We start from the raw sequence: 22,888 nt of genomic DNA, 5'->3' as shown, positions 1-22,888 counted from the left end.
GCCGTTAGCTTTGACTTGAGGTGTCCTGATGAGCTGAAGTATTCGTCAGCCACTTCAAGTAGCCCATCGGGTCATGAACAAATCGCGCGGCCCGCGAAGCCAGAATTTCGGCCACAACTGCGTTCCACTCGGCCTCGAACACGCGCTCCTCACTGGAAACGAAGACCGCTTCTGCTGCTGCTGTCGCCTCTACGATAGCCCGCAACAGGGCGGTGTTCGGGTTTCTCAAGTCAAGGCGAGCCTGAATTTCAACTACCCGCCCACCCTCGTAGTCCACCTGGATGTCGTCTTGACTTGGCTCCCCGTACACGAGTCTCGCATCGTCTCCAGTGCCATACGTTTCGTGTAACGGCAACAAGTCACACAGCCGGGACAGCAAGGCTTCAGGAACGGGCTGAGCCTTCCAGCCGAATCTGCACCACAAGTCTTCAGGGGAGACGTTTGGTGCAGGGCGGGGAACCGGCCTGAAGGTGAACTGCCAAAGAGCCATCCACCCCATCACACCACAAACAGCCCCTCAAATCCCATGCTGTGCTCCCAAACCCTCAGCGATTCACGCTGCTCATATCCGGGTAACGCTCCCCGCTCGCCGCGCCCACCGGGAAGGCGGCGTCCATGCGAGACAGGTCCTCCGGCGTAAGCTGCACGTCCAGCGCCCCCAGGTTCTCCTCCAGGTACTTCACCCGCTTGGTGCCGGGGATGGGCACGAGATCGTCGCCCTGCGCGAGCACCCAGGCGAGCGCGAGTTGCGAGGGCGTGCAGCCTTTCTCGGCGGCCAGCCGCTCCACCTCGCGCACGAGGTCGAGGTTTTTCTGGAAGTTCTCGCCCTGAAAGCGCGGGCTCACGCGGCGGAAGTCATCGGGGGCGAAGTCCTCGGGGCTCTTGATCTGCCCGGTCAGGAAGCCGCGCCCCAGCGGGCTGTACGGCACGAAGCCCACGCCGAGTTCCCGGCAGGTTTGCAGGATGCCCCCTTCGGGGTCGCGGGTCCACAGGCTGTACTCCGTTTGCAGGGCGGCGATGGGGTGGACGGCGTTGGCGCGGCGCAGCGTCCCCGCGGACGCCTCCGACAGGCCCAGGAAGCGGACCTTGCCCTCCTGCACGAGTTCGCTCATGGCCCCGACCGTCTCCTCGATGGGGGTGTTGGGGTCCACCCGGTGCTGGTAGTACAGGTCGATGTGGTCCACCCCCAGCCGCCGCAGGCTGGCCTCGCACGCCGATCTCACGTACTCGGGGCGGCCGTTGATCCCCAGCCGCTCGCCGCCCTTGCCGCGCATGTTGCCGAACTTGGTGGCGATCACCACCCGGTCCCGTTTGCCCGCGAGCCAACGCCCCAGCAACTCCTCGTTGCGGCCGACGCCGTACATGTCGGCGGTGTCGTAGAAGGTGACGCCCAGTTCCAGGGCGCGGTCCAGCGTCCGCAGGTTCTCGGCGTCGTCGGTCCCGCCGTAGAACTCGCTCATGCCCATGCAGCCCAGGCCGAGGGCGGACACGCTGAGGTCGCGGAGGTGCCGGGTGGGAAGGGAAGTCGTGGTCATGCGGTCTCCTTGTGGGTGAGGGGCGAATGCTGCCGGTCGTACTTCTCGATCTTGTGGCGAATGGCCTCCAGGTCCGCTTGAAGAGCTTCCAGCCGCGCGACGACGGCCTGCTCGTGCCGGACGAGCAGTTCCCGGCGGGCGGCAACGGTGCCGTCCCCCTGCCGGGCGAGGGCCACGTAGTCCCGCAGCCCCGCCATGCCCATCCCGGTCGCCCGCAGCCGCAGCAGGAAGCGCAGCATGTCCAGTTCCCGCTCGGTGTACCGCCGCTCCCCGCCCGCCGCGCGGGGCACGGTCAGCAGGCCCTCGCGCTCGTAGTAGCGCAGGGTGTGGGCGCTCACGCCGAGGAGCGCGGCGGCCTCCCGAATCGGCAGGGGGAAGGGGTTCGGCACAGGGGCACCGTACGCCTTCGAGCGCACTCGAAGTCAACTTCAGGTGAGCTTCACTGTCCGCCGCCCCGCCTCCGCCAGCAGCAGGAGGACGAGCAGCGCGACGCACGCCCCCAGTTGCACCAGGCCCCCGTCGGCGAGGGCGAGGGGCACCGTGAGCAGCGCCCCCACTGCGGCCAGGAGGCGCAGGCGACCCGGGCCCAGCCCCATCAGCCGCCGGAACAGCACGTCCCCGGCCAGGTACAGGGCGAGACCGCCTCCCAGACACCAGGCGACGTGCGGCTCGGCGTGGTCCGCCGGGTGCGCCACGACCCCCTTGATCCCGGCGGCGAGCACGATGATCCCCGCGAGCATCAGGTAATGCCCGTAGCCGAACCCGGCGAGCGCGAGGCGGGCCCGCTCCCCGTCCGGCAGGGCGTCCATGCGGCGTTCGGCCCGCTGGTCGTCGCGGTCGAAGTAGGTCCACCACAGCGCCCCGGCGAGGGCCAGCCCGAGCGCCGCCGCCGTGACCAGCGTGGCGTTCAGGGCCAGGCCGCGCGCCCCCGTCCCGATAGCGACGATGCTCTCCCCCAGCGCGATCAGGACCACCAGCCCGTGCCGCTCAACGTTGAGGCGCCGGGCTGAGCGTGAACCCCCGCTCGCGCCCGAAAAAGGAGCTGGAGATCACCACCCCGACCGCCGCCACCCACAGCGGCCAGTCCCACGGCAGATTCACAAACCCCGCGAGCAGCACCAGCCCCGCCGAGACCAGGTTGAAGGGGGCGATGCCGAGGATCGCCCGCGCGCTCCCCGTCCGCGCCCGGGTGAAGAGCCCGGCGTGCACCAGCGTCACGACGAGCAGGCCCACCCCGTAGGCCACGCCGCCCGCACCAAACACGGTCGGAATGGCGAGTGCCATCACCAGAAAGCCCGCCATCCCCGCGAACATCAGGAGGCGGTGCTTCGTGCGTTCGGTGCCCACGTTGCTCGTGAGCCACACGTACCCGCTGTAGATCCACCAGATCGTCATGAAGACGAGCGCGGCCCCCAGGTAATCCGCCCCATTCCGCGCCCCGGCGATCAAACTGGTGAGCTGCGTGACCGTGAACACGAACACGAGGTCGAGGAACAGTTCCAGCGTGCTCACCCGCGTGATGACCGGCTCCGTCCGGGCCGTCTCACGGGCTGCCTGGAAGGCCGAGCGGGGCAGGTCCGTCATGCCCCATCCTGCCTGAAATCGGGGCGCACCTCTACAGTAAGGCATGCGAATCGCGGTGTTCGGCGATATCCACGGCAACCTCCCGGCGCTGCGGGCCGCCCTGGCGGACATGCGGGCACAGGGGGCGGAGGCGTTCGTCTGCCTGGGCGACGTGGCGATGGACGGCGCCTGGCCGCGGGAGTGTGTGGCGGAGGTGGCGGCGCTGGGCTGCCCGGTCGTGCGGGGCAATGCGGACCGGGAGATGCTAGAAGCGCCCCGCCCCTTCACCCCGCGCGGCCTCCCCGACGAGCGGGAGGGGTGGGAGATCGGGAACTGGGGCCGCGAGCAACTGACGGACGGCGACCGGGACGTGCTGCGAACCTACCGGCCCACCGTCAGCCTCCCCGACCTCCTGTGCTTCCACGGCAGCCCGGAGCGGGATAACGAGGAACTGGCGGCGGGGACGCCGGAGGACAGACTGGAGGAGTTGCGGGCCACGCACGGACAGCAGGCGGCCTGGGTGGGCGGCCACACCCACAAACCGCTCCTTCGCACGCTGGACGGCTGGACGCTCCTCAACCCCGGCAGCGTGGGCCTGCCCTTCGAGCGCCGGAGCGGAGGGTACGTCAACCTCGCCCGCGCCGAGTACCTGCTCATTGACCGGGCGGGAGGAGGCTGGCAGGTGACCTTCCGCGCCGTTCCCTACGACGTGGAGGAGGTGCGGCGGGGCCTCCTCGCCTCGGGCATGCCGCACGCGGCGTGGGCGGCGGGGGACTGGGTGGCCGAATAACGGCACCGCCCGGTAGGCACGGCGGCACGGGCGGGAACACTTGGACCCTACGTTTCCCGGCGCTCCGCCCGCGCGGCCCCACGCCGGGCTGCGCGCGTATGGGCCTCGTCCAGCAGGGGCTGGAGGGCCTGAAACGTCGCCTCACTGGGGTTGAGGACGCAGACCCAGGCCATCGGCGCGTACAGGGGGTGCGGCATGAGCCGGTCCAGCGCTGTGTAGTCGTGCCCGGTGTCGATGACGGACGCCCCGCTGCCCCGCGGCAGTTCCCCGAACAGCGAGCGGTAGGTTTCCGGACTCACCCCGACGTTGAGCCGAAAGACCGAGGGCCGCTCAAGCCGGGAGGCCCGATCGTACAGGTCGTTCGTGACCAGTGTGGCGAAGGGCAGCCAGCGGTCGGGGCCAGCCTCCCGTCCAGGCCGGACCTGGAAAAAGAAGTTGCCCGACGACTCGATCACCTCTAGGTCGGCGTACCGACGGGTAATGGCCTCTGTAACAGCTTGCTCATCCATACCGAGCCTCCTGCCTCAACCTCGCTGAGAACCGTGAGCAAACCCCGGGGCAGGTCGTTGAGTTCGCCTTCATCCTGGAACACCTCCCCGGTGGGACGGCGTTCGCGCCCGCCTGCTAGCCTGTCCGCGTGAGCGTCCACCTCAATGCCGAACCCGGCCAGATCGCCGAGACCGTCCTGCTGCCCGGCGACCCCCTGCGCGCCCGGCACATCGCCGAGACCTTTTTCGAGCATCCCGTGCAGCACAACTCCGTGCGCGGGATGCTGGGTTACACCGGCACCTACCGGGGCCAGCGGGTCAGCGTGCAGGGCACCGGCATGGGCATCGCCTCCTCGATGATCTACGTGAACGAACTGATCCGGGATTATGGCTGCCAGAACCTGATTCGGGTGGGTACCTGCGGCTCCTACCAGCCGGACGTGCATGTGCGCGACCTCGTGCTGGCCCAGGCCGCCTGCACCGACTCCAACATCAACAACATCCGCTTCGGGCACAAGAACTTCGCCCCCATCGCCGACTTCGGCCTGCTGCTGCGCGCCTACCAGATTGCGCGCGAGCGCGGCTTTACCACCCACGTCGGCAACATCATGTCGAGCGACACCTTCTACCACGACGATTTCGACCAGTACAAACTCTGGGCGGCATACGGCGTCCTCGCTGTCGAGATGGAGGCCGCCGGGCTCTACACCCTCGCCGCCAAGCACGGCGTCAAGGCCCTGACCGTCCTCACCGTCTCCGACCACCTCGTGACCCGCGAGGAAACGACCGCCGAGGAACGCCAGCAGACCTTCAACCAGATGATCGAGGTCGCGCTCGACGCGGGGTTGGGGCTGTAGGAGACGTGGAGGACGGTGGGCTCGCTTCTGGGCAAGTCGGGCACACCTCTCTTCTACAAGCTTCTCCAGGCCCAATCTTTGGAGGGCAAGCGTTACTTGACACCCCCTCCCAGCCTCCCCCCTCAAGGGGCAAAAAGAGCTAAAACTTGTGCTTCCCAAAACCGTCTATTCTGGACGGCCCATTCCCCAAAGTGGCCCGCTCGCGCACGGCCTTCACCCCGCCTTGCTCGCGCAGCGAGACGGTGGGCACGCGGCTCAGCAAGCAGCAAGATCAAACCTTGCGCGCAGAGAGAAACGGCCACAGACGCGATGGGCCGAGCCCCTTGCCGAGCGCAGCGGAAAGCTCCCCCTGCCCCCTCTGGGGGTAGGGGGCTGGGGGGTGGGGGCAACCCGCAGCAAGTTGCCCTGCCCCACCCCCTTCACTCCTCCTTCGCCGGAAACACCTGATTCACCAGAATGCTGTACCCCAGCGCCGTCGCCGCATCCCCCCGCGACCCCAGCGTGAGCATGATCGCCCGGCTCAGCGTCTCGTACCGGTTCACCATCCGGGTCCATTCCTTCGGGTCGTACAGGCCATACGTCTCGTTCGGCCCCGGTTTGTAGGCCCGCAGAGTCCTGATGTACTCGGCGTTGTTCTGCCGGGCGTCCTGAACGGTGCGGGCGTACTGGCCACCGGTCCGCGCCCCCAGGGAACTCCGGGCAAGAGCCGCCAGACTGGCAAGCTGCTCTTCCAGCGGCGCGAAGCTGCGGGGAATGGCGTGGGCGTACAGCGTCCCGCCCCCCGCCCGGATACCCGCCAGCTCGCTCTCCAGGTCCCGCATCTCGCGGAACTGCCCCCTCAGCGTGGCCATGCGCGCCCGGAGCTGCGGCATCCCCGCCAAGCTCGCCTGCAACTTCGCCGCCCGGCACTCGGCCCAGTGGTAACTCGCATTGTCCTGATCGGCCTCACTCCACTGCTCGATGGTGAGGAGGCCGTAGCTGTCCGCGTCCACGACGTTCGCCAGAGGGCAGTTCGCTGGCGTCTGAGCCCGCGCGGCGCCGAGGACCAGGAGAGCGGCCAGGGGGAGCAGCAGGCGGAGGGGTGCGGGCGTCATGCCCCAGCCTACTCCTCCCGCCCCTTTCTGAGCCGCGCAATGAAAAAGCCGTCCAGACCACCTTCGGGCACCGTCAGCACGCCCTCTCCAGCGGCCACGGTGGGCAACTCCAGGTCGGGCAGCGGCTCGGGGGTGAACTCCGGGTGCCCGGCCAGGAAGTCCCGCACGACCTCCGGCCCCTCCTGGGGGGTGACGCTGCACACGCTGTAGACGAGCAGGCCGCCGGGCTCGACCAGGGCGGCAGCGTTGGGCAGCATCCGGGATTGAAGGGCCGCCATCTCCCCCACCGCCTCCCTTGTCAGCCGCAGCTTGATCTCGGGGTGGGCGCGCAGGGTGCCCGTCCCGGTGCAGGGCGCGTCCAGCAGGACGAACGGTGCGGGGGGCACGTCGAGCGGCGTGGTGAGGTCGTGGGTCAGGAAGTCGGCGTGCAGGCCCAGGCGCCTCAGGTTCGCCCGCGCGGCCTCGTGCTTGCGGGCAGCCACGTCCACGCTCGTGACCCGTGCCCCCCTTGCCGCGAGCATGGCGGCCTTCACCCCTGCCCCCCCGGCGAGGTCCAGGACCCGAGCCCCCTCCACCTCCCCCAGTGCGTCCACCACGGCCAGGCTGGCTGGGTTGATGGGCTGGGCCTGCCCCCGGCGGTACGCGGCGGACTCGCGCAGTGGGCGGGCGAGGGTCACCCGGTCCACCCCGTTCGGCCCGGGCTCGACCACGCTGCCCTCGGCCTCCAGGCTCCCCACCCCCGCGTCCGAGAGGCTGAGCCAGAGGGGTTGCGGCTGGAGCAGGTCGGCCAGCACGGTGTCCGCCCGCTCGCCGTAGGCCGCGCGGAACACCCCGATCAGCCAGGCGGGAAGGGCGTAACGGGTCTCGTCCGTCTCCGGCGGCGACTCGACCCGGCGCAGCACGGCGTTCACCAGCCCGGGCGGGGCCAGACGTGCGAGCCGGGCGACATTCACGTACTCGCTGACGACCGCGTGCGGCGGGGTGCCCAGGATCAATTTCTCGAAGGTCCCGGCGAGCAGCAGCGCCCGCGCCTTGGGGTGCGTCTCGCCGCGCAGCAGGGGCGTGAGGGCCGCCTCTAAGCGCGGGGCGTAGCGCAGCGTGCCGTACACGAGGTGGGTCGCCAGGCCCGCGTCCCGGGGGGAGAGCCGCGCCTCCGTCAGCGCCGCGTCGAGCGCCGGGGCGGCGAAGGTTTCCCCCGCCAGCACGCGCGTCAGGACACGGGCGGCCAGCACGCGGGCCGGGTTGGCGGTGGGGCGGGGGGCAGTCACCGGGGCAGGATAAGGCCAGCAGGCCGTGGGCGGGAAAGGAAGCGGCCCGGGCTCACCGCTGGGGGCGGAACCCGGGCCGGTGGGAGGAGGAGACTCAGCTCCTGACGGCCTCCCCCTCCCTCCCCGCGGGCCGGACCTGGGGCCGGGCGATCAGGGTCCACACCAGCAGCGCCCCCAACACGCCGCCGCTGAGCAGGTAGGGGGCCGCGTGCCCGGCGGTCTGGTACAGGCCGGTGCCCAGCAGCGGGCCGGTCATGCGCCCCAGCGCGAGGGCACTGCTGTTGAGCCCGGCGACGGCCCCCTGCCCGTTCGCCCCCGCGCTCAGCGAGAGGGCGGCGCTCAGGCTGGGGCCGAGGATGGCGCTCCCCACCCCGACCACGGCGAGCGCGGCGGTGATGGCCCAGAAGGTGTGCGTCTGGGGCAGCAGGAACATGCCCGCACCCATCACGAGCAGGCCCAGGCTGATGAGCGGGCCGGGCGCCACCTTCTTGCTCAGGGGCCGCATCGCCCCGCCCTGCACCGCCGCGGCGAGGAAGCCGAACACGGCGAGCATCCCGCCCACCGCCCGCGCCGTCTCGGCGGCCCCCAGGCGCAGGGTGTCCTGCACGTAGAACGCGATGGTCTGCTCCATCCCCACCGAGGCGAGCGTGTACAGGGCGCTGACCGCCAGGAAGAGCAGGATGGCGGGCTGCCGCAGCAGGGCGCGGCGTTCCCCCCGGGGGGCCGCTCCAGCGCCCGCCCGGCGCGTCTCCGGCAGGGTGAGGAAGGCGGCGAGCGCGGTCAGCAGGCCCAGCCCCGCGCTGAAGAACACGGGCACGGTGAGCCCGAAGCCCGAGAGCAGTGCCCCCAGCGCCGGGCCGAACACCACGCCCAGGCCAAAGGCCGCGCCGATCAATCCCATCGCGGCGGCGCGGTCCTTCTCGGCGGTCAGGTCGGCCATCATCGCCTGGGCGGTGGGCAGGGTGGCGCTGGAGAGCAGGCCGCCGATCAGCCGGGCGCCGACGAGCAGCGCGAAGAGCGCGGTGCCGCCCAGCACGCCGTGCAAGCCCAGGGCAGCGAGCACCCCGAACAGCCCGAAGCTCAGCGAGAAGCCGACCAAGCCGAGGATCAGGATGGGCTTGCGGCCCACGCGTTCGCTGCGGCTGCCCCAGATCGGGGCGAACACGAACTGCGCGAGGCTGTAGGCGGTGGAGAACCAGCCGATCTGCGTCTCGCTGAGGCCCAGTTGCCGCCCCAGCGGCGCGATGATCGGGAACAGCACGCTCAGGCCCAGCATGGCGACGAAGATGGTCAGGAACAGGATCAGTTTGGGACTCCCGCGATGGGGAGGGGGGGCGTCGCTCATACCCCCAGTCTACCCCCCGCCCGACCGCTCGGTCAGGGACGGATGTAGGTGGGAAGGGACACGAGGCCATCGCCGTTGTTACGGCCCTTGACGCCGCCGGATGGGAGCAGTCTGACCTCGGGATGAAAAAGGGCTTTGTAGCAGGGGATTGTCAAGATTTTTGCGGCCTCCTATACTGGCGGGCGAGCCACCGAGAAGATGCCGTCTGCCGGGTCCCTCCCCGTTGAGGAAACTCTGCCTGACGACCCCGCTGAGGCGGTGCGGCTCGTCTTGCCCGATGGGTATCGAATCTCTGGAAGCGGTTCAATCACCGCGCCCCAAGGAGTCAGCATGAAGAAAGCTCTTACTGTTCTGTCCCTCGCCCTGCTGGGAAGCGCCAGCGCCGCCAACCTGACGGTCTGGACCCACTTCGGGACGGGCGAACTCGCGTGGCTCAAGAGCCAGGCGGAAGCCTACGAGAAGAAGACGGGGAACAAAGTCACGGTCGTCAGCGTGCCCTTCGACCAAATCCCCGACAAGTTCATCCAGAGCGCCCCCAAGGGCCAGGGTCCCGACGTAATTGTCACGCTGCCCCAGGACCGCCTGGGCCAGATGGCCGCCGCGGGCGTGGTCGAGCCGCTGAACAAGTACGTCACCACCACCACCGACCTGGACCGGACGGCCGTGAGCGCCTTTACCTACCAGGGCAAGCTGCTGGGCCTCCCCATGTTCGCCGAGTCCGTGGCGCTGGTGTACAACAAGAAGCTGGTGTCCAAAGCGCCCACCACCTGGGCCGAGTTCCTGAAGGTCGCGCAGGCGAACACCGGCAACGGCAAGTTCGGCTTCCTGTACGACCTGAGCAACGCCTACATGGGCTACGGGTTCATCAACGCCTACGGCGGGTACGTGTTCAAGAACAACGGCGGCACGCTGAACACCAAGGACATCGGCCTCGCCAATGCGGGCGCGGACAAGGCGAGTGCCTTCCTGAACGACCTGCGCTACAAGTACAACCTGGTGCCCGAGGGCGTGAGCGGCGACGCGGCGCGCAGTGCCTTCCTGCAAGGGCGCCTGGCGATGTTCCTGACCGGACCCTGGGACATGTCCGACATCAAGAAGGCGGGCCTCGACGTGGGCATCGCCCCCTTCCCCACGCCTCCCGGCGCGGCGGGCAAGTGGAGCCCCTTCGTGGGCGTGCAGGGCACCCTGATCAACGCCTACAGCAAGAACAAGGCGGCGGCGGCGGCCTTCGCCAAGCAGATCACCTCCTCGGACGCGCAGGTCGCCTTTAACAAGGCGGGCGGGCGCATCCCGGTCAGCCTTTCGGCCAGGACCAAGCTCAAGGCGGACCCGGTGGTCGCGGGCTTCGGCAAGACGATCAGCATGGGCACCCCCATGCCCAACGTGCCCCAGATGGGCGCCGTGTGGGGCCCCTGGAGCAACGCCATCGCCCAGAGCGTGCAGAAGCCCAACCAGAACTACACGCAGATCCTCGACAAGGCCGTGCAGGAAATCAACAGCAACATCAAGTAAAGGGCCGTGCGGGGCGTGGCCTGAAGCAGGAGACGGACGGGGCGGCGTTCCCGTCCGTCTCCCCTTTCCTCCCGCTCCACCGGCCCCCCACCTGTTCAAACACTCAAGGGTTCCTGCTGGCAGAACGGCGTAGCATGATGTACTTGCCAGCGGACAACCCAGCCCGAAAGGAGCCCCATCCATGACTGTGACCGCCTCCCCGCGTCTTTCCGCTCCGCGCTCGGCCAGTCCACCGGAGGGGGCGGGTGGAGTTATGCTGGCGGTGCTGGTCCTCCTGCTGCTGATGGGGGTCTCGGTGCTGATCGGCTGGCTGCTGAGCGGCGCGACCGCCCGCGTCCTGCCGTCGGCGCCGCCCTACCTGATCCTGGTCTACACGCTGGGCGCCCTGCTGGTGCTGATGCCCGTCACGGCCCGGCTGGTCCCCTGGATCACGAACTGGTACTACCTCTTTCCCGCCATCGTGTTTCTGGCGGCCTTTACGGTGCTGCCCGTCGTGCTGACGGTGAACTACGCCTTTACCAACTACAGCGCGGTGAACAGCGGCAGCCCGGACTCGGCGGTGCGGACGGCGGCTGGCCTCAGCCCCGACCGCCGGGTGGTCACCCTGGCCGAGACGCCGCAGGCGAACACCATTCAGGAGTACCTGAAGTGCCGCACGCCGACCTGCGCCGGGGACACCCTCATCCTGTTCGACGAGGAGGCCGCCGTCCCCGTGCGGGCGAAGATCGCCAGCGTGAGCGGCAAGCAGGTCACACTGACCGCGCCTGCCCCCGCCGGGCTCGCCGTGGCGAACGCCACCCGGCTCAACCGCTACGAGTACGTGGGCCTGGCGAACTTCCGCGAGATCTTCGCCAAGGCGAGCCGGGCGCTGTGGCCGGTCTTTCTCTGGACCGTGATCTTCGCCTTCTCGACGGTGGTGATCAATGCCGTCGCGGGGCTGATCCTGGGCATCCTGCTGTACAACAAGCGGCTCAAGGGCCGCAACATCTACCGTACCCTGCTGTTCCTGCCCTGGGCGATTCCCGCCGTGATCAGCGTGCAGATGTGGGTGGCGCTCTTCAACCAGCAGTTCGGCATCGTGAACAAGACGCTGGGGCTGCTGGGGATCACGGCCATCCCGTGGCTGGGTGACCCCCTCTGGGCCAAGATCAGCATCCTGCTCGTGAACCTCTGGCTGGGCTTTCCCTACATGATGACGGCCACCATCAGCGCGCTCTCGACCATCAACGAGGACCTGTACGAGGCCGCCAGCATCGACGGGGCGAGCCGCTGGCAGCAGATCACGAACATCACCCTGCCGCTCTTGCGGACCTCCTTCACCCCGATCCTGCTCTCGGGCTTCGCCTTCAACTTCAACAACTTCGGCATCATCTACCTGCTCACCAAGGGTGGCCCCACCCAGGAGGGCCGCGAGGCGACCGCGCAGAGCACCGACATCCTGCTCTCGTGGGGGTACAACACGGCCTTCGCCAGCAGCGGCGGCCAGAACTTCGCCCTCGCCAGCGCTATCGCGCTCATCATCTTCTTCCTGACGCTCGCCATCAGCCTGGTGAACTTCAAGGCCGCGGGCGTGTTCGAGGAGGCCCGCCGATGACCGTCGCTCCCCAGAATCCGCAGACGCCCCGCGATGTTCCGCGCTCGCAACCCCTGCCGCCGGGGGGGTACGTCCACCGGGAACCCGGGCCGCTGCGCCGGGCGCTGCCCTGGCTGGTCCTGGCGGCGCTGCTGGTCGGCCTGGTCGTCCTCGGCTATTTCCTGGTACGCAGCCTGGCGAACAGCCAGAAGAGCTTCACGATCTACTTCGTGGAGGGGGGCTGGAAGCGCTTCTTGCTGTTCCTGCTCGCGGCGAGCGGCGTGCTGGCGCTCACCAGCCTGGCGGGGCAACGCATCGGTCAGGCGCGCACCGGGCGGCGCATCAGCTACCTGGCGGTGCTGGGCGACCAGCTCACGCACCTGTTTCTGATCCTGGTGGTGCTCGTCGCCATCTATCCGCTCTTCTACGTGCTGCTGGCGGCCTTCGACCCCAACAACAGCCTGTTCGCCTTCCCCGACTTCGGGAATCCCAACATCTTTTACAGGACGGGGCTCCTGCCCCAGCTCAGCGGCCTGAGCTACGACAACTTCCGCCAACTGTTCGAGGGCTTCTCCATGCCCGGCTGGCAGGTGCTGCTCGCGGGCATTGTCGGGGCGGGCCTGGCGGCGATGCTGATCCTGCTGCTGCTGGGGCGCTTCGGGCGGGAGAGCGCGGGTCTGGACCGTACCCGCACCTGGATCACCCGCGTCCTGCTGGCCGCGCTGGCGATTCTGATCATCTTCATGACCCCGGCGCAGTTCACGGGCGGCACGAACGAGAGCAAGTTCCTGCTGTCGGTCCGCAACACGCTGTTCGTCTCCGGCCTGACCGGCGCCCTGGCGATCCTGCTCTCCACGACCGCCGGGTACGCGATGGCGCGGCTGCGCTTTCCGGGCCGCTTCCAGACCCTGCTGTTCTTCATCTTCATCCAGATGTTCCCGGTGTTCCTCGCGCTCGTCGCCGTGTACACGCTGATGGTGCTGCTGGGCCTGAGCAACACCTTCACCGGCCTGATCCTGGCCTACTCGGGCGGCGCCATCGCCTTTAACACGTGGATTTTCAAAGGCTACGTGGAGTCGCTGCCCGAGTCGCTGGAGGAAGCCGCGATGGTGGACGGCGCCACCCGCTGGCAGGCGTTCCAGCGGGTGGTGCTGCCGCTGTCGGGCGGCATCCTGGTGTTCATCTTCCTGAACCAGTTCATCGGCACGTACGCCGAGTTCATCCTGGCGAACGTGCTGCTGACCGGCGTGGAGAAGTGGACGGTGGGCATCATGCTGCTGAGCTTCACCAGCGGCCAGTTCTCGACCAAGTGGGGCGTGTTCGCCGCCGCCGCCACGCTGGGCGCGATCCCCATCGTGGCGCTGTTCTACGGCTTCCAGCGCTATTTCGTGGGTGGGGCCGTGGCGGGCGGCGTGAAGGAATAGGCACGCTTTCCAGCTTGGGAGGAGGCCCCAGGTACGCTCCCCGGGGCCTCCTCCTTTTGGCCGGACCTAAAACAGTTGGCGAAAGAACAGTGTCATGCTGAGCGAAGCATCCTCAAACCTCCTGGGAGGGAACTCTTCACTTCGTTCAGGGCGACCATTCTTCTGTCCAACGCCCTAGACTTGGGCGGTTTCCGCGACCAACCTATCCACCACCGCGTGCAGGCTGAACGACAGCTCCTTCTCGAAGGAGGGAAACATGAAGGCGAGTTCGGGCTGGCGGCGCAGGTAACCCGTGGAGGGCTGCTCCTCGGTGACCTGCTGCCAGCCCACCGACAGGGCGTACAGGTGCATCAGGAGCCGCAGCGTGACGCCCTGCGGCAGGGGCACCCGGTCGAGGACCGGCTGGAGCAGGGTGCGGACCTCCCGCTTGAAGCTCAGCGTCAGTTCCAGGCTCACGTTGTGTTCCAGCACGGTGCCCAGCAGGATCAGCAGTCGGCGCAGCGCCTCGTGCCCGCGGGTGGAGGCGACGAGGACATCGGCGACCTCGCCCGGCGTCTTCGGCCCGCGCTCGTCGAGCAGGGCCGTCAGCTCCTCCAGCCAGCGCCCCAGGTGTTCAGTGAGCAGCGCCAGGAACAGCTCCTCCTTGGTGTCGAAATACAGGTAGAGGGTGCCCTTGGCGAGTTTCGTCTCGCGCGCCACCTGGTTCATGCTCAGGTCGGCGTAGGGGGTATGGGCCCAGAGCCGCTCCGCGGCGCGGAGGATGTCGTCGCGCCGCTGGCCCTTCTCCTCGGGGCTGCGGGCGCGGGCGGGACGGGGGGGATCGCTGACCACGAGTCAGATCATACGCCCGCCCCTTTAGCGCCCGCTGTGAAGCCTTTTACGGCGAGTCTCCCGGTGTGGGGCCGGAAGGGTCCTTTCCCAGGCACCCCCGGGCCGCTCGATCCCTTCCGAGGTGGCTAGGACTCGGCACCTGGCTGCCGCGACTCCTCGCCAGTAAGGGCTCGCAGGCGGGCGGCCAGCGCCTCCTGAATCACGGCCCTCTCCTCCAGCCGCAGGACCGCGGCCAGGCGGCGGGAGACGGTGAGCGCCCGCCCGTAGGCAGAGGCCGCCTGGCCCGAGACCGTCCCCCGCAGGGCTTCCCGCCACCCCTCCGGCAGCTCGCGTTCCGCCCGGCGGGTGGGGGCGAGCGGTTGCGGCAGGCCCTCCAGCACGCGGACCAATCGCAGCAGCCCGCCCCGCACCGGGGTCAGCAGGTCCCAGGCCCGCAGCTCCTCGCCCCGCGCCAGGACCGCCGAGCCGAACACCAGGTCGTTCAGCACCCCGTCGTAGAGCGCCTGGACGCCGGGCAGGGTCGCCGCGAAGATCGGGCGGGTCGCCAGTTCCTCCAGCCGGGCGCGTAACGCGCCGTCGGCGTCCTTGATCAGCATCCGGTCGGGCGAAGTTCCAGCGTTGGGCCAGGTGGAAATCTGGGCCAACTGCTCCCCGTCAACCATGTGCAGCTCGACCCGGACCAGGTCAGGAGTGACCACGTTCGGCGTGCCATAGGGATTGACCACCGCCAGGGCGACCGGCATCAGGGGCCGCAGGAAGGCGAAGGCGTCCAGCGTCTCCCCCGACTCCAGAAAGGCCCAGTACTCCAGGTCGCTCCACCCGTCGGAGGCGGGCGCGCCGTCTGGCCCCACCTGAGTCCGGCTGCCGTAGGCGAGGGCATGGCGCACCCCCGGCTCGGCCACCAGGGCGGCCCGGATGCGGGCGTCCAGAGCGTCGAGAGCAGCCACGGAGGTCACGGCCCCAGCGTAGCCCACCTCATCCCGCGCTTCCGCCCCATGACCGAGTGGCGGCCCTCACCTCCCATCAGGTGTCTTAAGGGGCGGGCAAGCCGGGCTCACTGAGGAGGAGACGGCACTCCCTAGGGTGGACAGAAAGCACGGCAAGGAGCGGGTATGGATTCACAGATCAATGACCGCATAGAAGACGCGCTGAGTAACCACCCTTCCGTGGAGGTTCTGTCCGAACGGCTGCAAGGCTGGCTGAAGGAGGCGGAGGAGGCCTTGCCGGACGGGCTGATCAGCCTGCTGCACGGCGAGCCCATCGGCCATCCCCTGCATCCCATCCTGATTCACCTGCCGCTGGGGGGCTGGATCGTCGGGGGCATCCTCGACTTCCTGCCGGGCCGGAGCAGCCCGGAGCGGGAGTACGCCGCCGACATGGCCCTGCTGCTGGGCACCGTGGGCGCCGTTCCCACGATTGCCGCGGGCTGGACCGACTGGTCCAACGCCCGAGGTCAGGCGCGGCGCACCGGCCTCATCCACGGCAGCCTGAACGAGGTGGCCTTCCTGCTCAACGCGGCCTCCCTGCTGGCGCGCAGGCGCGGGCGGCGGGGCCTGGGCAAGGCGCTCTCCGGCACGGCCCTGGCCCTGGGCGGCGTGGGCGCCTTCCTGGGCGGGCAGCTCGTCTACCGGCACGGCCTGGGGGTGGGACACACGATGACGGTTCCGCAGGGCTAGCCGGCGCGCCCATCCCGCAAACAGGCCCGGGGCATCCTTCCCGGGCCTGCACCTTTTGGGGGGCGGGTCGCTCAGCGGGGCTTCTTGTAGTCCTTCGTCGTGGGATCCAGGAGGCTCGGTCCCTGATCCTCTGGACCCTCGACATGGTCCTGAACGTACTCGTCCGACGGCTCGGCACCGGGCACCTGCCGGGCGCCGCGTCCCTCGCGCGCGTGCAACTCCACGATCTCCTTGTCGGTCAGGTCCGTTCCCCCGGCGTCGGCGGGGAAGTCGCCCTCCGCGTGCTGCTTCTGGCCCCTCTGATCATCGCGTGTCATATCCAACCTCCGGGTGATGTGGCTCCAGCAGATGGAGAAGGGCAGCATACGCCGGGTGCGGCGAGGGGCCGGTGACCATGACGAATCGCTCAAGCGCTCCTGGTGTCCGTCTTAAACAGACGGGAGGTTCGGGGAGGGGTGTGAGGCCCGACGGGGCCAGAGGCTGTGAGACACAGCGGATCTCGGACTGAGGGTGCCCGATCTCAACCGGGCGGGGGCATCCTCATGAGCGCCGGCGGGGAGAACTCAGGCCCAGTTCATCCCTTTACCTGACTGAATTCTTAGGCTGCGTTACGTGAAATCACAATCTCTTCTTATCCTCCTCGGCTCGGCCACGCTGCTCCTGGCCGCCTGCGGGCAGACGCCAGGGCCTACCGCCACCGCGGCGGAGCAACGCCTCTCGACCTCCGCCGACGCCGCGGGGATCACCCCACTCGCCGTCACGCCCATCGCCCTCACCGTCGGGCAGACGTATCAGATCAACGTGTACTACGGCGGGCAGCCGGTCACGCCCGCCCTTGTCACCTGGACGAGCAGCAACGCGGCGGTGGCGACGGTCGACCAGTATGGCCTGGTCACCGCCCGGGGGGCGGGAACGGCGACCGTGCGGGTGGCGCTGCGCAGCAACCCGGCCAGCTTCCTCGACTTCCCGGTCAATGTCAGCAAGGCGGCGACAGCCCCGGCTCCCACGCCGACGACGGGCACGGGTCCCAGCGCCTACGAGCAGCGGGTCCTGGACCTCACCAACCAGGCCCGCGCCCAGGCGCGCACCTGCGGCACCCAGTCCTTCCCCGCCGCCGCACCCCTGACCTACAACGCCGCCCTGCGCACGGCCGCCTACAACCACTCCAAGGATATGGCGGTGCGGGGCTTCTTCAGCCACACCAACCCCGACGGGCTGAGCCCCTTCGACCGCATGCGCGCGGCCGGGTACACGAACTTCACCGCCGCGGGCGAGAACATCGCCGCCGGGCAGTCCACGCCCGAGCAGGTCGTGGCGGGCTGGCTCCAGAGCCCCGGCCACTGCGCCAACATCATGAACGCCGCGTACCGTGATCTCGGCGTCGGGTACTACGCCGGGGGCAGCTACCGCTCCTACTGGACGCAGAACTTCGGTCGGCGCTGAGCGGCAAACGGAATGAGGGGGCCTTCACCGGCCCCCGTTCCGTTTTGGTCAGCCCCGCGCCCTGATCCCCAGTTGCGATGAGGCGAGGACGAGGGGCGAGTGAAGCGGGCAGCAGAAGCTGCCGGACTTGCGAGGATGGCCGAACATCCGGTGCCGGTTCAGATGTTCGGGAATTGGAGCCATCCGGCATAGCAAGAGAAACCCCCGCGCCTCGGCGGGGATTTCTCCTGGGTGCCAGGTTTACTTGCCGGAGGGATCCGGCATGCCCATGGCGTCCGTGATGTAGGTGTGTTCGTTGTCCACGATGGTCCGGCCACCACCCTGATCCCAGGTCATGGTCGTGTTGAAGAAGTCGTCGCCCTTCTGGCTCGCCACCACCTGGAACTCGAGGCCGATCCGCTCGCCGGGCTCCATGTTGTCGACGTGGAACCGGAAGCTGCGCTGATCGTCGGCGGGGATCAGCGTCACCGTGGTGTCGCCGAAGGTCGCGGTCCAGGTCGAGGGGTCGCGCAGGTCGAACTGGTGGAGGGTCAGGTTCGCCGTGGGGTTCTCGCTCAGGAAGTCGCTCCAGAAGCCCAGGTAGATGGACGAGCTGTTCCTGAGGTTGACCATTCTCGGCAGGGCCGCGTTGATGAACACGTTGGTCGCCGAGTTGGTGCCCTCGTTGTCGTAGTACGTGTCGTACACGAACGGCGAGCCGACCGGGTAGGCGTCCGTGCCGTTGTCGCGGTCGAACTCCTCGGCGGTGACGTAGTGGTCCCACAGGTCGTGGCCCCAGGCGGGCTTGCCCACGATGTCGACGTAGGCGCAGTCCTCGAGGAAGTTGCGGCCGTTGTCGAGTTCGTACGAGGCGTTGAGCTGGCCGTTGTCGGGACCCTCGAACTGGAGGTACTCGTTCGGGTTGCCGCGGTAGAGCTGGTTGAGGTTCCAGGCGAACAGCCGCACGCAGTTCTGGTTGCGGTTGCCGATGACCTCACCACGCAGCGACATCGTGATCGTGCGCGAGGTGCCGTTGAGCAGCGTGCCGAGGTTCAGGCCGACGCGGCGGTCGCCGTTCATCTGGTCGGAGCGCTCCAGCGTGATCAGGTTGCCGTTCTCGTCGCGCGCCACCGGGCCGCTGAAGGCCGGGCCGTAGGTGTCCTCGATCCGGGCGTTGTACAGGAAGCCTTCCTGCGGGTACTCGTTCGGGAAGAGGGCCTTGAGGCGGGCGTAGGCGTTGCGGATGCGCGAGTCGGTCTCGTTGAGCGTGGAGCGGTCGAAGTTGTCCACCCGGATGTTGAACCGGGCCTGCTGGTTCGAGACGACCTCCTGATCCAGCGCCGTCTTGGTGATGCGGGCCACCGGACGCACGATGTTGATGTACTTGTACGCGTCGACCTCGGCCGCGTTGCTGGCGCTCGCCTTGGCGCGGTTCTTGATGTCGTACGGGTCCTCGTACTCGGTGTTGAGGTCCGCGATCGTCTCGGGCGGCGTGAGGCCGTACACACCGCGCAGGTCCGTGACCGGGTCGGCGTCCCCGTTGCGGTCGTTGTCGTTCCAGGCGTAGCCGGGCTTGTGGCGCGGGTAGACATCGATGGCGATGCGCAGCTCGGCGCCGGGGGCGAGGTCACCCACCGTGTTGAAGTCGATGGTGTGGGTGTTGAGGTCGTAGTCGGCATTCAGGGTGCCGCCGGTGGGCGTCCCGTTCGCGTTCACGATGCGGGCGCTGCCGAGGACGTAGCCCAGTTCGGCGGGCAGCTCGTCGCGCACCGTCACGTCGCGCGCTGGCGTCGTGGTCGAGCTGTTGCGGACGCGGATCGTGTAGGTGTAGGTCTTGCCGACCGTGAAGTTGTCCTCGGTCGTCGCGGTGCTGGTGCCGCGGTCGAGGCGCGGGGGCAGGTTCACGTCGTCGGGCGCGTAGGGGTTGTGCGCCGGGCTGTTCGGGCTGACCCGCTGGAAGCCGGTCCACGTCAGGATGTTCGGCCCCGTCTTCTCGATCTGGAGGATCGCGCCGCTGAAGGTCTTGGTGAAGTTGTAGCTCTTCAGCAGGAAGTCGTAGACCGTGCTGCCGTAGCGGACCTGGTAGTAGTAGTCGGCGCGCACGCCCGTGGACAGCGGCAGCTCCTCCGCCCTGACGTCGAGGGCCGGGCGCAGGTAGACGTTCTGGCCGCCGCCAACGGTCACGCTGCCCGAGCCGCTGATCGCGCCGGAGTTGGTGGTGAGGAACAGGCGGTCTGAGGGCCCGGTGAGCGTGTAGGTGACGTACCCGGGGAATGGGGCGTCCTGCCCGCCGCCCACGGCGACCGGTCCCTGCTGGGGCTGCTTGGCGTAGGCGAGGGTGGCGAACGAGTGAATCCGCTCGCTGGGGTTGAACCAGTTGTTGTCGAAGCTGCCGACGTTGCCACCCAGGCGCTGACCGCTGGGGAGGAGGCGCCCGCTGCCGTCGGCGTAGTACAGGTGGCTCATGTTCGTGAAGAACATCTTGAACTCGGCGAGCGCGGAGCTGGTGGGCGCGTCGGAGGCGTCGCTCGCGCTCACCACGAACTTCACGGGTGTGCCCTGGGACGGCGCGCTCGTCGCGTACACCGTGAAGCGGACGATGCCGTTGGCGTCCGAGAACGCCGTGGCGGTGGCCGCGACGGCCTGGGCGCGGATGCCCAGCGGCGACGCCGAGGCGCCCATCTGCACGTGGCCCGCGATGATGGTCACGTCGTCGCTGTCGGCCGAGACATTTACCCGGGCACCGGCGACCGGCGCACCGGCGGCGTCCCGCACGACCATCTGGACGAGGACGGGTTCCTCCGTCTGGGAGGCGTACAGCCGCACGTTCTTGTTGGCGTTGACTTCCGGGTTGAAGGGCAGGCCCTGGCCCATGCTGTCGGTCACGGCGGGGTCGGTGGTGAACCCGATGCTCCTGACCTGCTGCTGCTGCTGGGCCTGCTGGGTGCGGTACGACAGCGTGACCAGGCCGTTGGCATTCGCCGCGCAGTCCAGCGTCACGGACTGCGGAGTATTGGACTCGGGCTGGTAGCCCTGCATCTCCTGCGCGGCAACGGTATACGTGCCCGCCTCGAACATGGTCGAGAGCTTCTGCCCGCTGGTGGCCGTACCGGTAAAGACGGCCTTGCCCGCGGCGTTCTTAATGACGACTGGGGCCTGAACCTTGCCGTCGACAGCCTTGACGTTTTGCAGGTTGACGGTGATGGTGGCGCAGGTGTTGGCGGCTGGGGGCTTGGTCGGGGGGTTGACCGGGGGCGTCACGACCGGGGGTTGGCTGCCCGGAGGTTGTGAGATAGGCGGGTTCGTTCCCTGGGAAGGCGTGTTCGTGCTTCCGCACGCAGCGAGGGTAAGGGCACCGGTCAAAGCCAAGCCGACGTATCTGAATCCCTTCATGCTGTATCTCCCTAAAGGCTCTGAGCATCTCGTGACGCGATGATGAGCCTTCGCAAAAGCCGATAAACCGGCGATCGCGTCCTTCATGTGGCCGTATGAAACGAACCGATGAACTGTTGGGAAAGCGCCCGCTTATGCACCCGAATCGGGGGGGTTGAGCCTGTAGCCCTTGATCTGCCTGGGAATGCCCCTCCGAGGAGCCGCCACACAATTTCTCTCCTGACGCCCCTCCCAGCGGGGTACGGGCGCCAAAACCGGCCTCACATCAGCAGTGTTCAGTCAGGACTTCTCGAACAGCGAACCTCCACCAACTCCGGGAGAAAGACCTCGAACAGCCGCAGACACGTCACATGGGGGTAAACCTCACATTCACCTCCCCCTGCATAATGTGGAATTTCCGACATTATATGGACCAATCTGTTTCTCATGTTGAGAAAAATGAGTTGCGGCTAAAATTAAGCTCTTTGAGAGGGGGAGCGGGGCGCGTGGTGGGCGTTCGGGAGGCGGAAAGCTCAGCTCACAGCCTGAGGAAAGCGGCAACGCCTCAGGCTGGACTCGATCCAACTAGCTGTGTTTTTCCCCGTCCCACCGCCACTTTTTGCGCCAGCAGAACTGACACCGCCAGCGACAGTTCAGGTGAGAGGTGGTGTGAGGCTGGGGCTCTGCTCCCGGCTCACCACCTCCTCTCAGGGAGGAGTCGTCTTCCCCGTCCGACGTGGAGCGGCGTGGCCAGGAGAACGTGGCCCCCGGGGGCAATAGAAAAACCCCCGCCGGGCGGGGGCTGATGCTGGTAGAACCGAGGGGATTTGAACCCCTGACCCCTACCGTGTCAAGGTAGTGCTCTACCCCTGAGCTACGGTTCTGAACCTGAATGGGGTATTGGAGGCGCTGACCGGATTCGAACCGGTGAATCGAGGTTTTGCAGACCTCTGCCTTACCACTTGGCTACAGCGCCGCTGTACTCGCCTTGGGGCGGCTGGGGGGCTCAACCTCTGCCAGCGGAGGGAATGTTAGCACGCCCCCCGGGGGCTGTAAAGCAGGCGAAAAGCTCGCCTAGGCCCGTAGAGTTGAGGTGTCATGAACAGAATGCTGACCGCCGGTCTGGCGCTGCTGCTGGGAGCCTGTGCGCCCGCCGCCCAGCCCACCAATCCCTTCATCCAGGGGCGGACCCTGAACATCGCGCACCAGGGGGGCGAGGGGCTGCGGCCCAGCAACACGATGCTCGCCTACCGCCATGCCGCCGACCTCGGGGTGGACATGCTGGAGATGGACATGCACGCCACCCGTGACGGCGTCCTCGTGCTCTCCCACGACGAGACGCTCGACCGACTGACGGACACGAAGGGACGGATCGCCGACCTCACGCTGGCGCAGGTGCTGGCGGCAGACGCCGGGTACGCCTTCACGCCGGATGGCGGCGCGACCTTCCCCTTCCGGGGGCAGGGCGTGCGGGTGGCGCAGCTCTCAGAGGTGCTGGCCACCTTTCCCGATATGCCCCTGACGGTCGAGATCAAGCAGGCGTCCCCCAGCATCGCCGCGCCGTTCTGCAAGACGCTCCGGGATGCGGGGGTCACAGATCACGTCATCGTCGCCAGCTTCAGCGACGCGGCCCTGAACGAGTTCCGCGCGGCCTGCCCGGAAGTGACCACGAGCATGACGGAGAAGGAGCTCCGTCCCCTCGTGCTGCTCAGCAAGGTGGGGCTCGCCGGGCTGGCCCCGCTCCCGGGCCGTGTGGCGCAGGTGCCGGTGCGGTCGGGGAACATCGAGGTCGTGACCCCCGGCTTCGTGCGGGCGATGCACAGGCGCGGGGTGGCCGTTCAGGTTTGGACCATTGACGACCCCGCCGAGATGCGCCGCCTGATTCGGATGGGCGTGGACGGCATCATCACCAACCGGCCCGACCTGCTGAAAGCCGTTCTGGCGGAGGGGATGGGGCGCTGAAGCAGAGGGGATCAGGAACGGGCAGGAGCCAGCGCCGCCATCGCCTGGGGCGGGGCGCAGAAAGCTGGTCACCCTGAGCGAAGGCGTTGGGTCCCGGAGCCTTGGGATGCTTCGCCGGCGCTCAGCATGACAACCCTTTGGCGCCCCGCCCCAGAACAGGTTCACCCTCGCCCCCT

At 68.2% G+C, this 22,888-nt stretch carries 21 protein-coding genes and 2 tRNA genes; 8 read left to right on the top strand and 15 right to left on the bottom strand.

What is annotated here, in order from left to right; all coding sequences use genetic code 11:
* Positions 1 to 4 precede the first annotated feature (4 nt).
* From DAERI_RS21980 to DAERI_RS23075, 5 genes are all read right to left on the bottom strand, one after another.
* Entirely contained in the window at positions 5 to 310 is a 306-nt protein-coding gene (locus DAERI_RS21980) for a hypothetical protein (RefSeq protein WP_133161996.1), read from the bottom strand.
* A 235-nt stretch (positions 311 to 545) separates the two neighbouring features.
* Positions 546 to 1,535, bottom strand: coding sequence for an aldo/keto reductase (locus DAERI_RS08805; RefSeq protein ID WP_103129059.1), 990 nt, complete (start codon positions 1,533 to 1,535; stop codon positions 546 to 548).
* Positions 1,532 to 1,924, bottom strand: coding sequence for a MerR family transcriptional regulator (locus DAERI_RS08800; protein ID WP_165794137.1), 393 nt, complete (start codon positions 1,922 to 1,924; stop codon positions 1,532 to 1,534). Before DAERI_RS08800 ends, DAERI_RS08805 begins: the two co-directional genes overlap by 4 nt.
* A 39-nt stretch (positions 1,925 to 1,963) precedes the next feature.
* A complete protein-coding gene (locus DAERI_RS23080) occupies positions 1,964 to 2,509 on the bottom strand; it encodes a low temperature requirement protein A (protein ID WP_268806288.1) in 546 nt (181 codons plus the stop codon).
* Between the two features lie 13 nt (positions 2,510 to 2,522).
* On the bottom strand, positions 2,523 to 3,119 hold the full coding sequence (locus DAERI_RS23075) for a low temperature requirement protein A (protein ID WP_268806286.1): 597 nt from the start codon (positions 3,117 to 3,119) through the stop codon (positions 2,523 to 2,525).
* A gap of 43 nt (positions 3,120 to 3,162) precedes the next feature.
* On the opposite strand from DAERI_RS23075, the gene DAERI_RS08790 reads away from it, so the two are divergent.
* A complete protein-coding gene (locus tag DAERI_RS08790; protein ID WP_103129057.1) occupies positions 3,163 to 3,888 on the top strand; it encodes a metallophosphoesterase family protein in 726 nt (241 codons plus the stop codon).
* Between the two features lie 47 nt (positions 3,889 to 3,935).
* Here the strand turns inward: DAERI_RS08790 and DAERI_RS08785 are convergent, their stop codons facing one another.
* Positions 3,936 to 4,397 (bottom strand): DUF6194 family protein, encoded by a 462-nt coding sequence (locus DAERI_RS08785; RefSeq protein ID WP_103129056.1) that lies wholly within the window; start codon positions 4,395 to 4,397, stop codon positions 3,936 to 3,938.
* A gap of 128 nt (positions 4,398 to 4,525) precedes the next feature.
* On the opposite strand from DAERI_RS08785, the gene deoD reads away from it, so the two are divergent.
* Positions 4,526 to 5,233 carry a purine-nucleoside phosphorylase gene (deoD, locus tag DAERI_RS08780; protein WP_103129055.1) on the top strand — a complete coding sequence of 236 codons (708 nt, stop codon included), beginning with the start codon at positions 4,526 to 4,528 and terminating at the stop codon, positions 5,231 to 5,233.
* A 419-nt stretch (positions 5,234 to 5,652) separates the two neighbouring features.
* Here deoD and DAERI_RS08775 read toward each other — a convergent pair whose 3' ends face one another.
* The 3 genes from DAERI_RS08775 to DAERI_RS08765 form a co-directional block, all read right to left on the bottom strand.
* Entirely contained in the window at positions 5,653 to 6,327 is a 675-nt protein-coding gene (locus tag DAERI_RS08775) for a hypothetical protein (RefSeq protein ID WP_103129054.1), read from the bottom strand.
* A gap of 8 nt (positions 6,328 to 6,335) precedes the next feature.
* Positions 6,336 to 7,595, bottom strand: coding sequence for an RsmB/NOP family class I SAM-dependent RNA methyltransferase (locus DAERI_RS08770; protein WP_103129053.1), 1,260 nt, complete (start codon positions 7,593 to 7,595; stop codon positions 6,336 to 6,338).
* Positions 7,596 to 7,689: 94 nt separating this feature from the next.
* Positions 7,690 to 8,940, bottom strand: coding sequence for an MFS transporter (locus tag DAERI_RS08765; protein ID WP_103129052.1), 1,251 nt, complete (start codon positions 8,938 to 8,940; stop codon positions 7,690 to 7,692).
* Between the two features lie 330 nt (positions 8,941 to 9,270).
* On the opposite strand from DAERI_RS08765, the gene DAERI_RS08760 reads away from it, so the two are divergent.
* From DAERI_RS08760 to DAERI_RS08750, 3 genes are all read left to right on the top strand, one after another.
* Positions 9,271 to 10,452 carry a sugar ABC transporter substrate-binding protein gene (locus tag DAERI_RS08760; RefSeq protein WP_103129051.1) on the top strand — a complete coding sequence of 394 codons (1,182 nt, stop codon included), beginning with the start codon at positions 9,271 to 9,273 and terminating at the stop codon, positions 10,450 to 10,452.
* A 253-nt stretch (positions 10,453 to 10,705) separates the two neighbouring features.
* Positions 10,706 to 12,046 carry an ABC transporter permease subunit gene (locus DAERI_RS08755; protein WP_165794139.1) on the top strand — a complete coding sequence of 447 codons (1,341 nt, stop codon included), beginning with the start codon at positions 10,706 to 10,708 and terminating at the stop codon, positions 12,044 to 12,046.
* Positions 12,043 to 13,449, top strand: a complete 1,407-nt coding sequence (locus tag DAERI_RS08750; RefSeq protein ID WP_103129049.1) for a sugar ABC transporter permease — start codon at positions 12,043 to 12,045, stop codon at positions 13,447 to 13,449. The genes DAERI_RS08755 and DAERI_RS08750 overlap by 4 nt, the downstream gene beginning before the upstream one ends.
* Before the next feature lie 174 nt (positions 13,450 to 13,623).
* On the opposite strand, the gene DAERI_RS08745 is transcribed toward DAERI_RS08750, so the two are convergent.
* A complete protein-coding gene (locus DAERI_RS08745; protein WP_103129048.1) occupies positions 13,624 to 14,280 on the bottom strand; it encodes a TetR/AcrR family transcriptional regulator in 657 nt (218 codons plus the stop codon).
* 125 nt (positions 14,281 to 14,405) lie between these two features.
* Complete coding sequence (locus DAERI_RS08740; protein WP_103129164.1) at positions 14,406 to 15,236, bottom strand: hypothetical protein; 831 nt, start codon at positions 15,234 to 15,236, stop codon at positions 14,406 to 14,408.
* A gap of 156 nt (positions 15,237 to 15,392) precedes the next feature.
* Here DAERI_RS08740 and DAERI_RS08735 point away from each other — a divergent pair, with 156 nt between their 5' ends.
* On the top strand, positions 15,393 to 15,956 hold the full coding sequence (locus DAERI_RS08735) for a DUF2231 domain-containing protein (protein WP_103129047.1): 564 nt from the start codon (positions 15,393 to 15,395) through the stop codon (positions 15,954 to 15,956).
* A gap of 71 nt (positions 15,957 to 16,027) precedes the next feature.
* Here the strand turns inward: DAERI_RS08735 and DAERI_RS08730 are convergent, their stop codons facing one another.
* Complete coding sequence (locus tag DAERI_RS08730; RefSeq protein WP_103129046.1) at positions 16,028 to 16,273, bottom strand: hypothetical protein; 246 nt, start codon at positions 16,271 to 16,273, stop codon at positions 16,028 to 16,030.
* A gap of 295 nt (positions 16,274 to 16,568) precedes the next feature.
* Here DAERI_RS08730 and DAERI_RS08725 point away from each other — a divergent pair, with 295 nt between their 5' ends.
* Complete coding sequence (locus DAERI_RS08725; protein ID WP_165794136.1) at positions 16,569 to 17,399, top strand: CAP domain-containing protein; 831 nt, start codon at positions 16,569 to 16,571, stop codon at positions 17,397 to 17,399.
* Positions 17,400 to 17,639: 240 nt separating this feature from the next.
* On the opposite strand, the gene DAERI_RS08720 is transcribed toward DAERI_RS08725, so the two are convergent.
* From DAERI_RS08720 to DAERI_RS08710, 3 genes are all read right to left on the bottom strand, one after another.
* Positions 17,640 to 20,639 carry a DUF11 domain-containing protein gene (locus tag DAERI_RS08720; protein WP_235610313.1) on the bottom strand — a complete coding sequence of 1,000 codons (3,000 nt, stop codon included), beginning with the start codon at positions 20,637 to 20,639 and terminating at the stop codon, positions 17,640 to 17,642.
* 920 nt (positions 20,640 to 21,559) lie between these two features.
* Positions 21,560 to 21,634: transfer RNA gene (locus DAERI_RS08715), tRNA-Val, on the bottom strand.
* 17 nt (positions 21,635 to 21,651) lie between these two features.
* Positions 21,652 to 21,726: transfer RNA gene (locus DAERI_RS08710), tRNA-Cys, on the bottom strand.
* A 122-nt stretch (positions 21,727 to 21,848) separates the two neighbouring features.
* On the opposite strand from DAERI_RS08710, the gene DAERI_RS08705 reads away from it, so the two are divergent.
* Positions 21,849 to 22,712 carry a glycerophosphodiester phosphodiesterase family protein gene (locus DAERI_RS08705; protein WP_103129044.1) on the top strand — a complete coding sequence of 288 codons (864 nt, stop codon included), beginning with the start codon at positions 21,849 to 21,851 and terminating at the stop codon, positions 22,710 to 22,712.
* The last annotated feature ends 176 nt before the right edge of the window (positions 22,713 to 22,888 follow it).

This window comes from Deinococcus aerius (genome assembly GCF_002897375.1).
In the GTDB taxonomy this organism is placed as follows: domain Bacteria; phylum Deinococcota; class Deinococci; order Deinococcales; family Deinococcaceae; genus Deinococcus; species Deinococcus aerius.
Note: the sequence above shows the minus strand (reverse complement) of the source record. Positions and strands in the feature narration are given on the sequence as shown.

What these genes read in the sequence shown, in the direction of transcription:
- DAERI_RS23075 (WP_268806286.1), bottom strand. Translation starts at nt 3,119, where the DNA reads ATGACGGACCTGCCCCGCTCGGCCTTCCAGGCAGCCCGTGAGACGGCC.
- DAERI_RS08730 (WP_103129046.1), bottom strand. Translation starts at nt 16,273, where the DNA reads ATGACACGCGATGATCAGAGGGGCCAGAAGCAGCACGCGGAGGGCGAC.
- DAERI_RS08735 (WP_103129047.1), top strand. Translation starts at nt 15,393, where the DNA reads ATGGATTCACAGATCAATGACCGCATAGAAGACGCGCTGAGTAACCAC.
- DAERI_RS08765 (WP_103129052.1), bottom strand. Translation starts at nt 8,940, where the DNA reads ATGAGCGACGCCCCCCCTCCCCATCGCGGGAGTCCCAAACTGATCCTG.
- DAERI_RS08750 (WP_103129049.1), top strand. Translation starts at nt 12,043, where the DNA reads ATGACCGTCGCTCCCCAGAATCCGCAGACGCCCCGCGATGTTCCGCGC.
- DAERI_RS08705 (WP_103129044.1), top strand. Translation starts at nt 21,849, where the DNA reads ATGAACAGAATGCTGACCGCCGGTCTGGCGCTGCTGCTGGGAGCCTGT.
- DAERI_RS08790 (WP_103129057.1), top strand. Translation starts at nt 3,163, where the DNA reads ATGCGAATCGCGGTGTTCGGCGATATCCACGGCAACCTCCCGGCGCTG.
- DAERI_RS08755 (WP_165794139.1), top strand. Translation starts at nt 10,706, where the DNA reads ATGCTGGCGGTGCTGGTCCTCCTGCTGCTGATGGGGGTCTCGGTGCTG.
- DAERI_RS08775 (WP_103129054.1), bottom strand. Translation starts at nt 6,327, where the DNA reads ATGACGCCCGCACCCCTCCGCCTGCTGCTCCCCCTGGCCGCTCTCCTG.
- DAERI_RS08785 (WP_103129056.1), bottom strand. Translation starts at nt 4,397, where the DNA reads ATGGATGAGCAAGCTGTTACAGAGGCCATTACCCGTCGGTACGCCGAC.
- DAERI_RS08805 (WP_103129059.1), bottom strand. Translation starts at nt 1,535, where the DNA reads ATGACCACGACTTCCCTTCCCACCCGGCACCTCCGCGACCTCAGCGTG.
- DAERI_RS08760 (WP_103129051.1), top strand. Translation starts at nt 9,271, where the DNA reads ATGAAGAAAGCTCTTACTGTTCTGTCCCTCGCCCTGCTGGGAAGCGCC.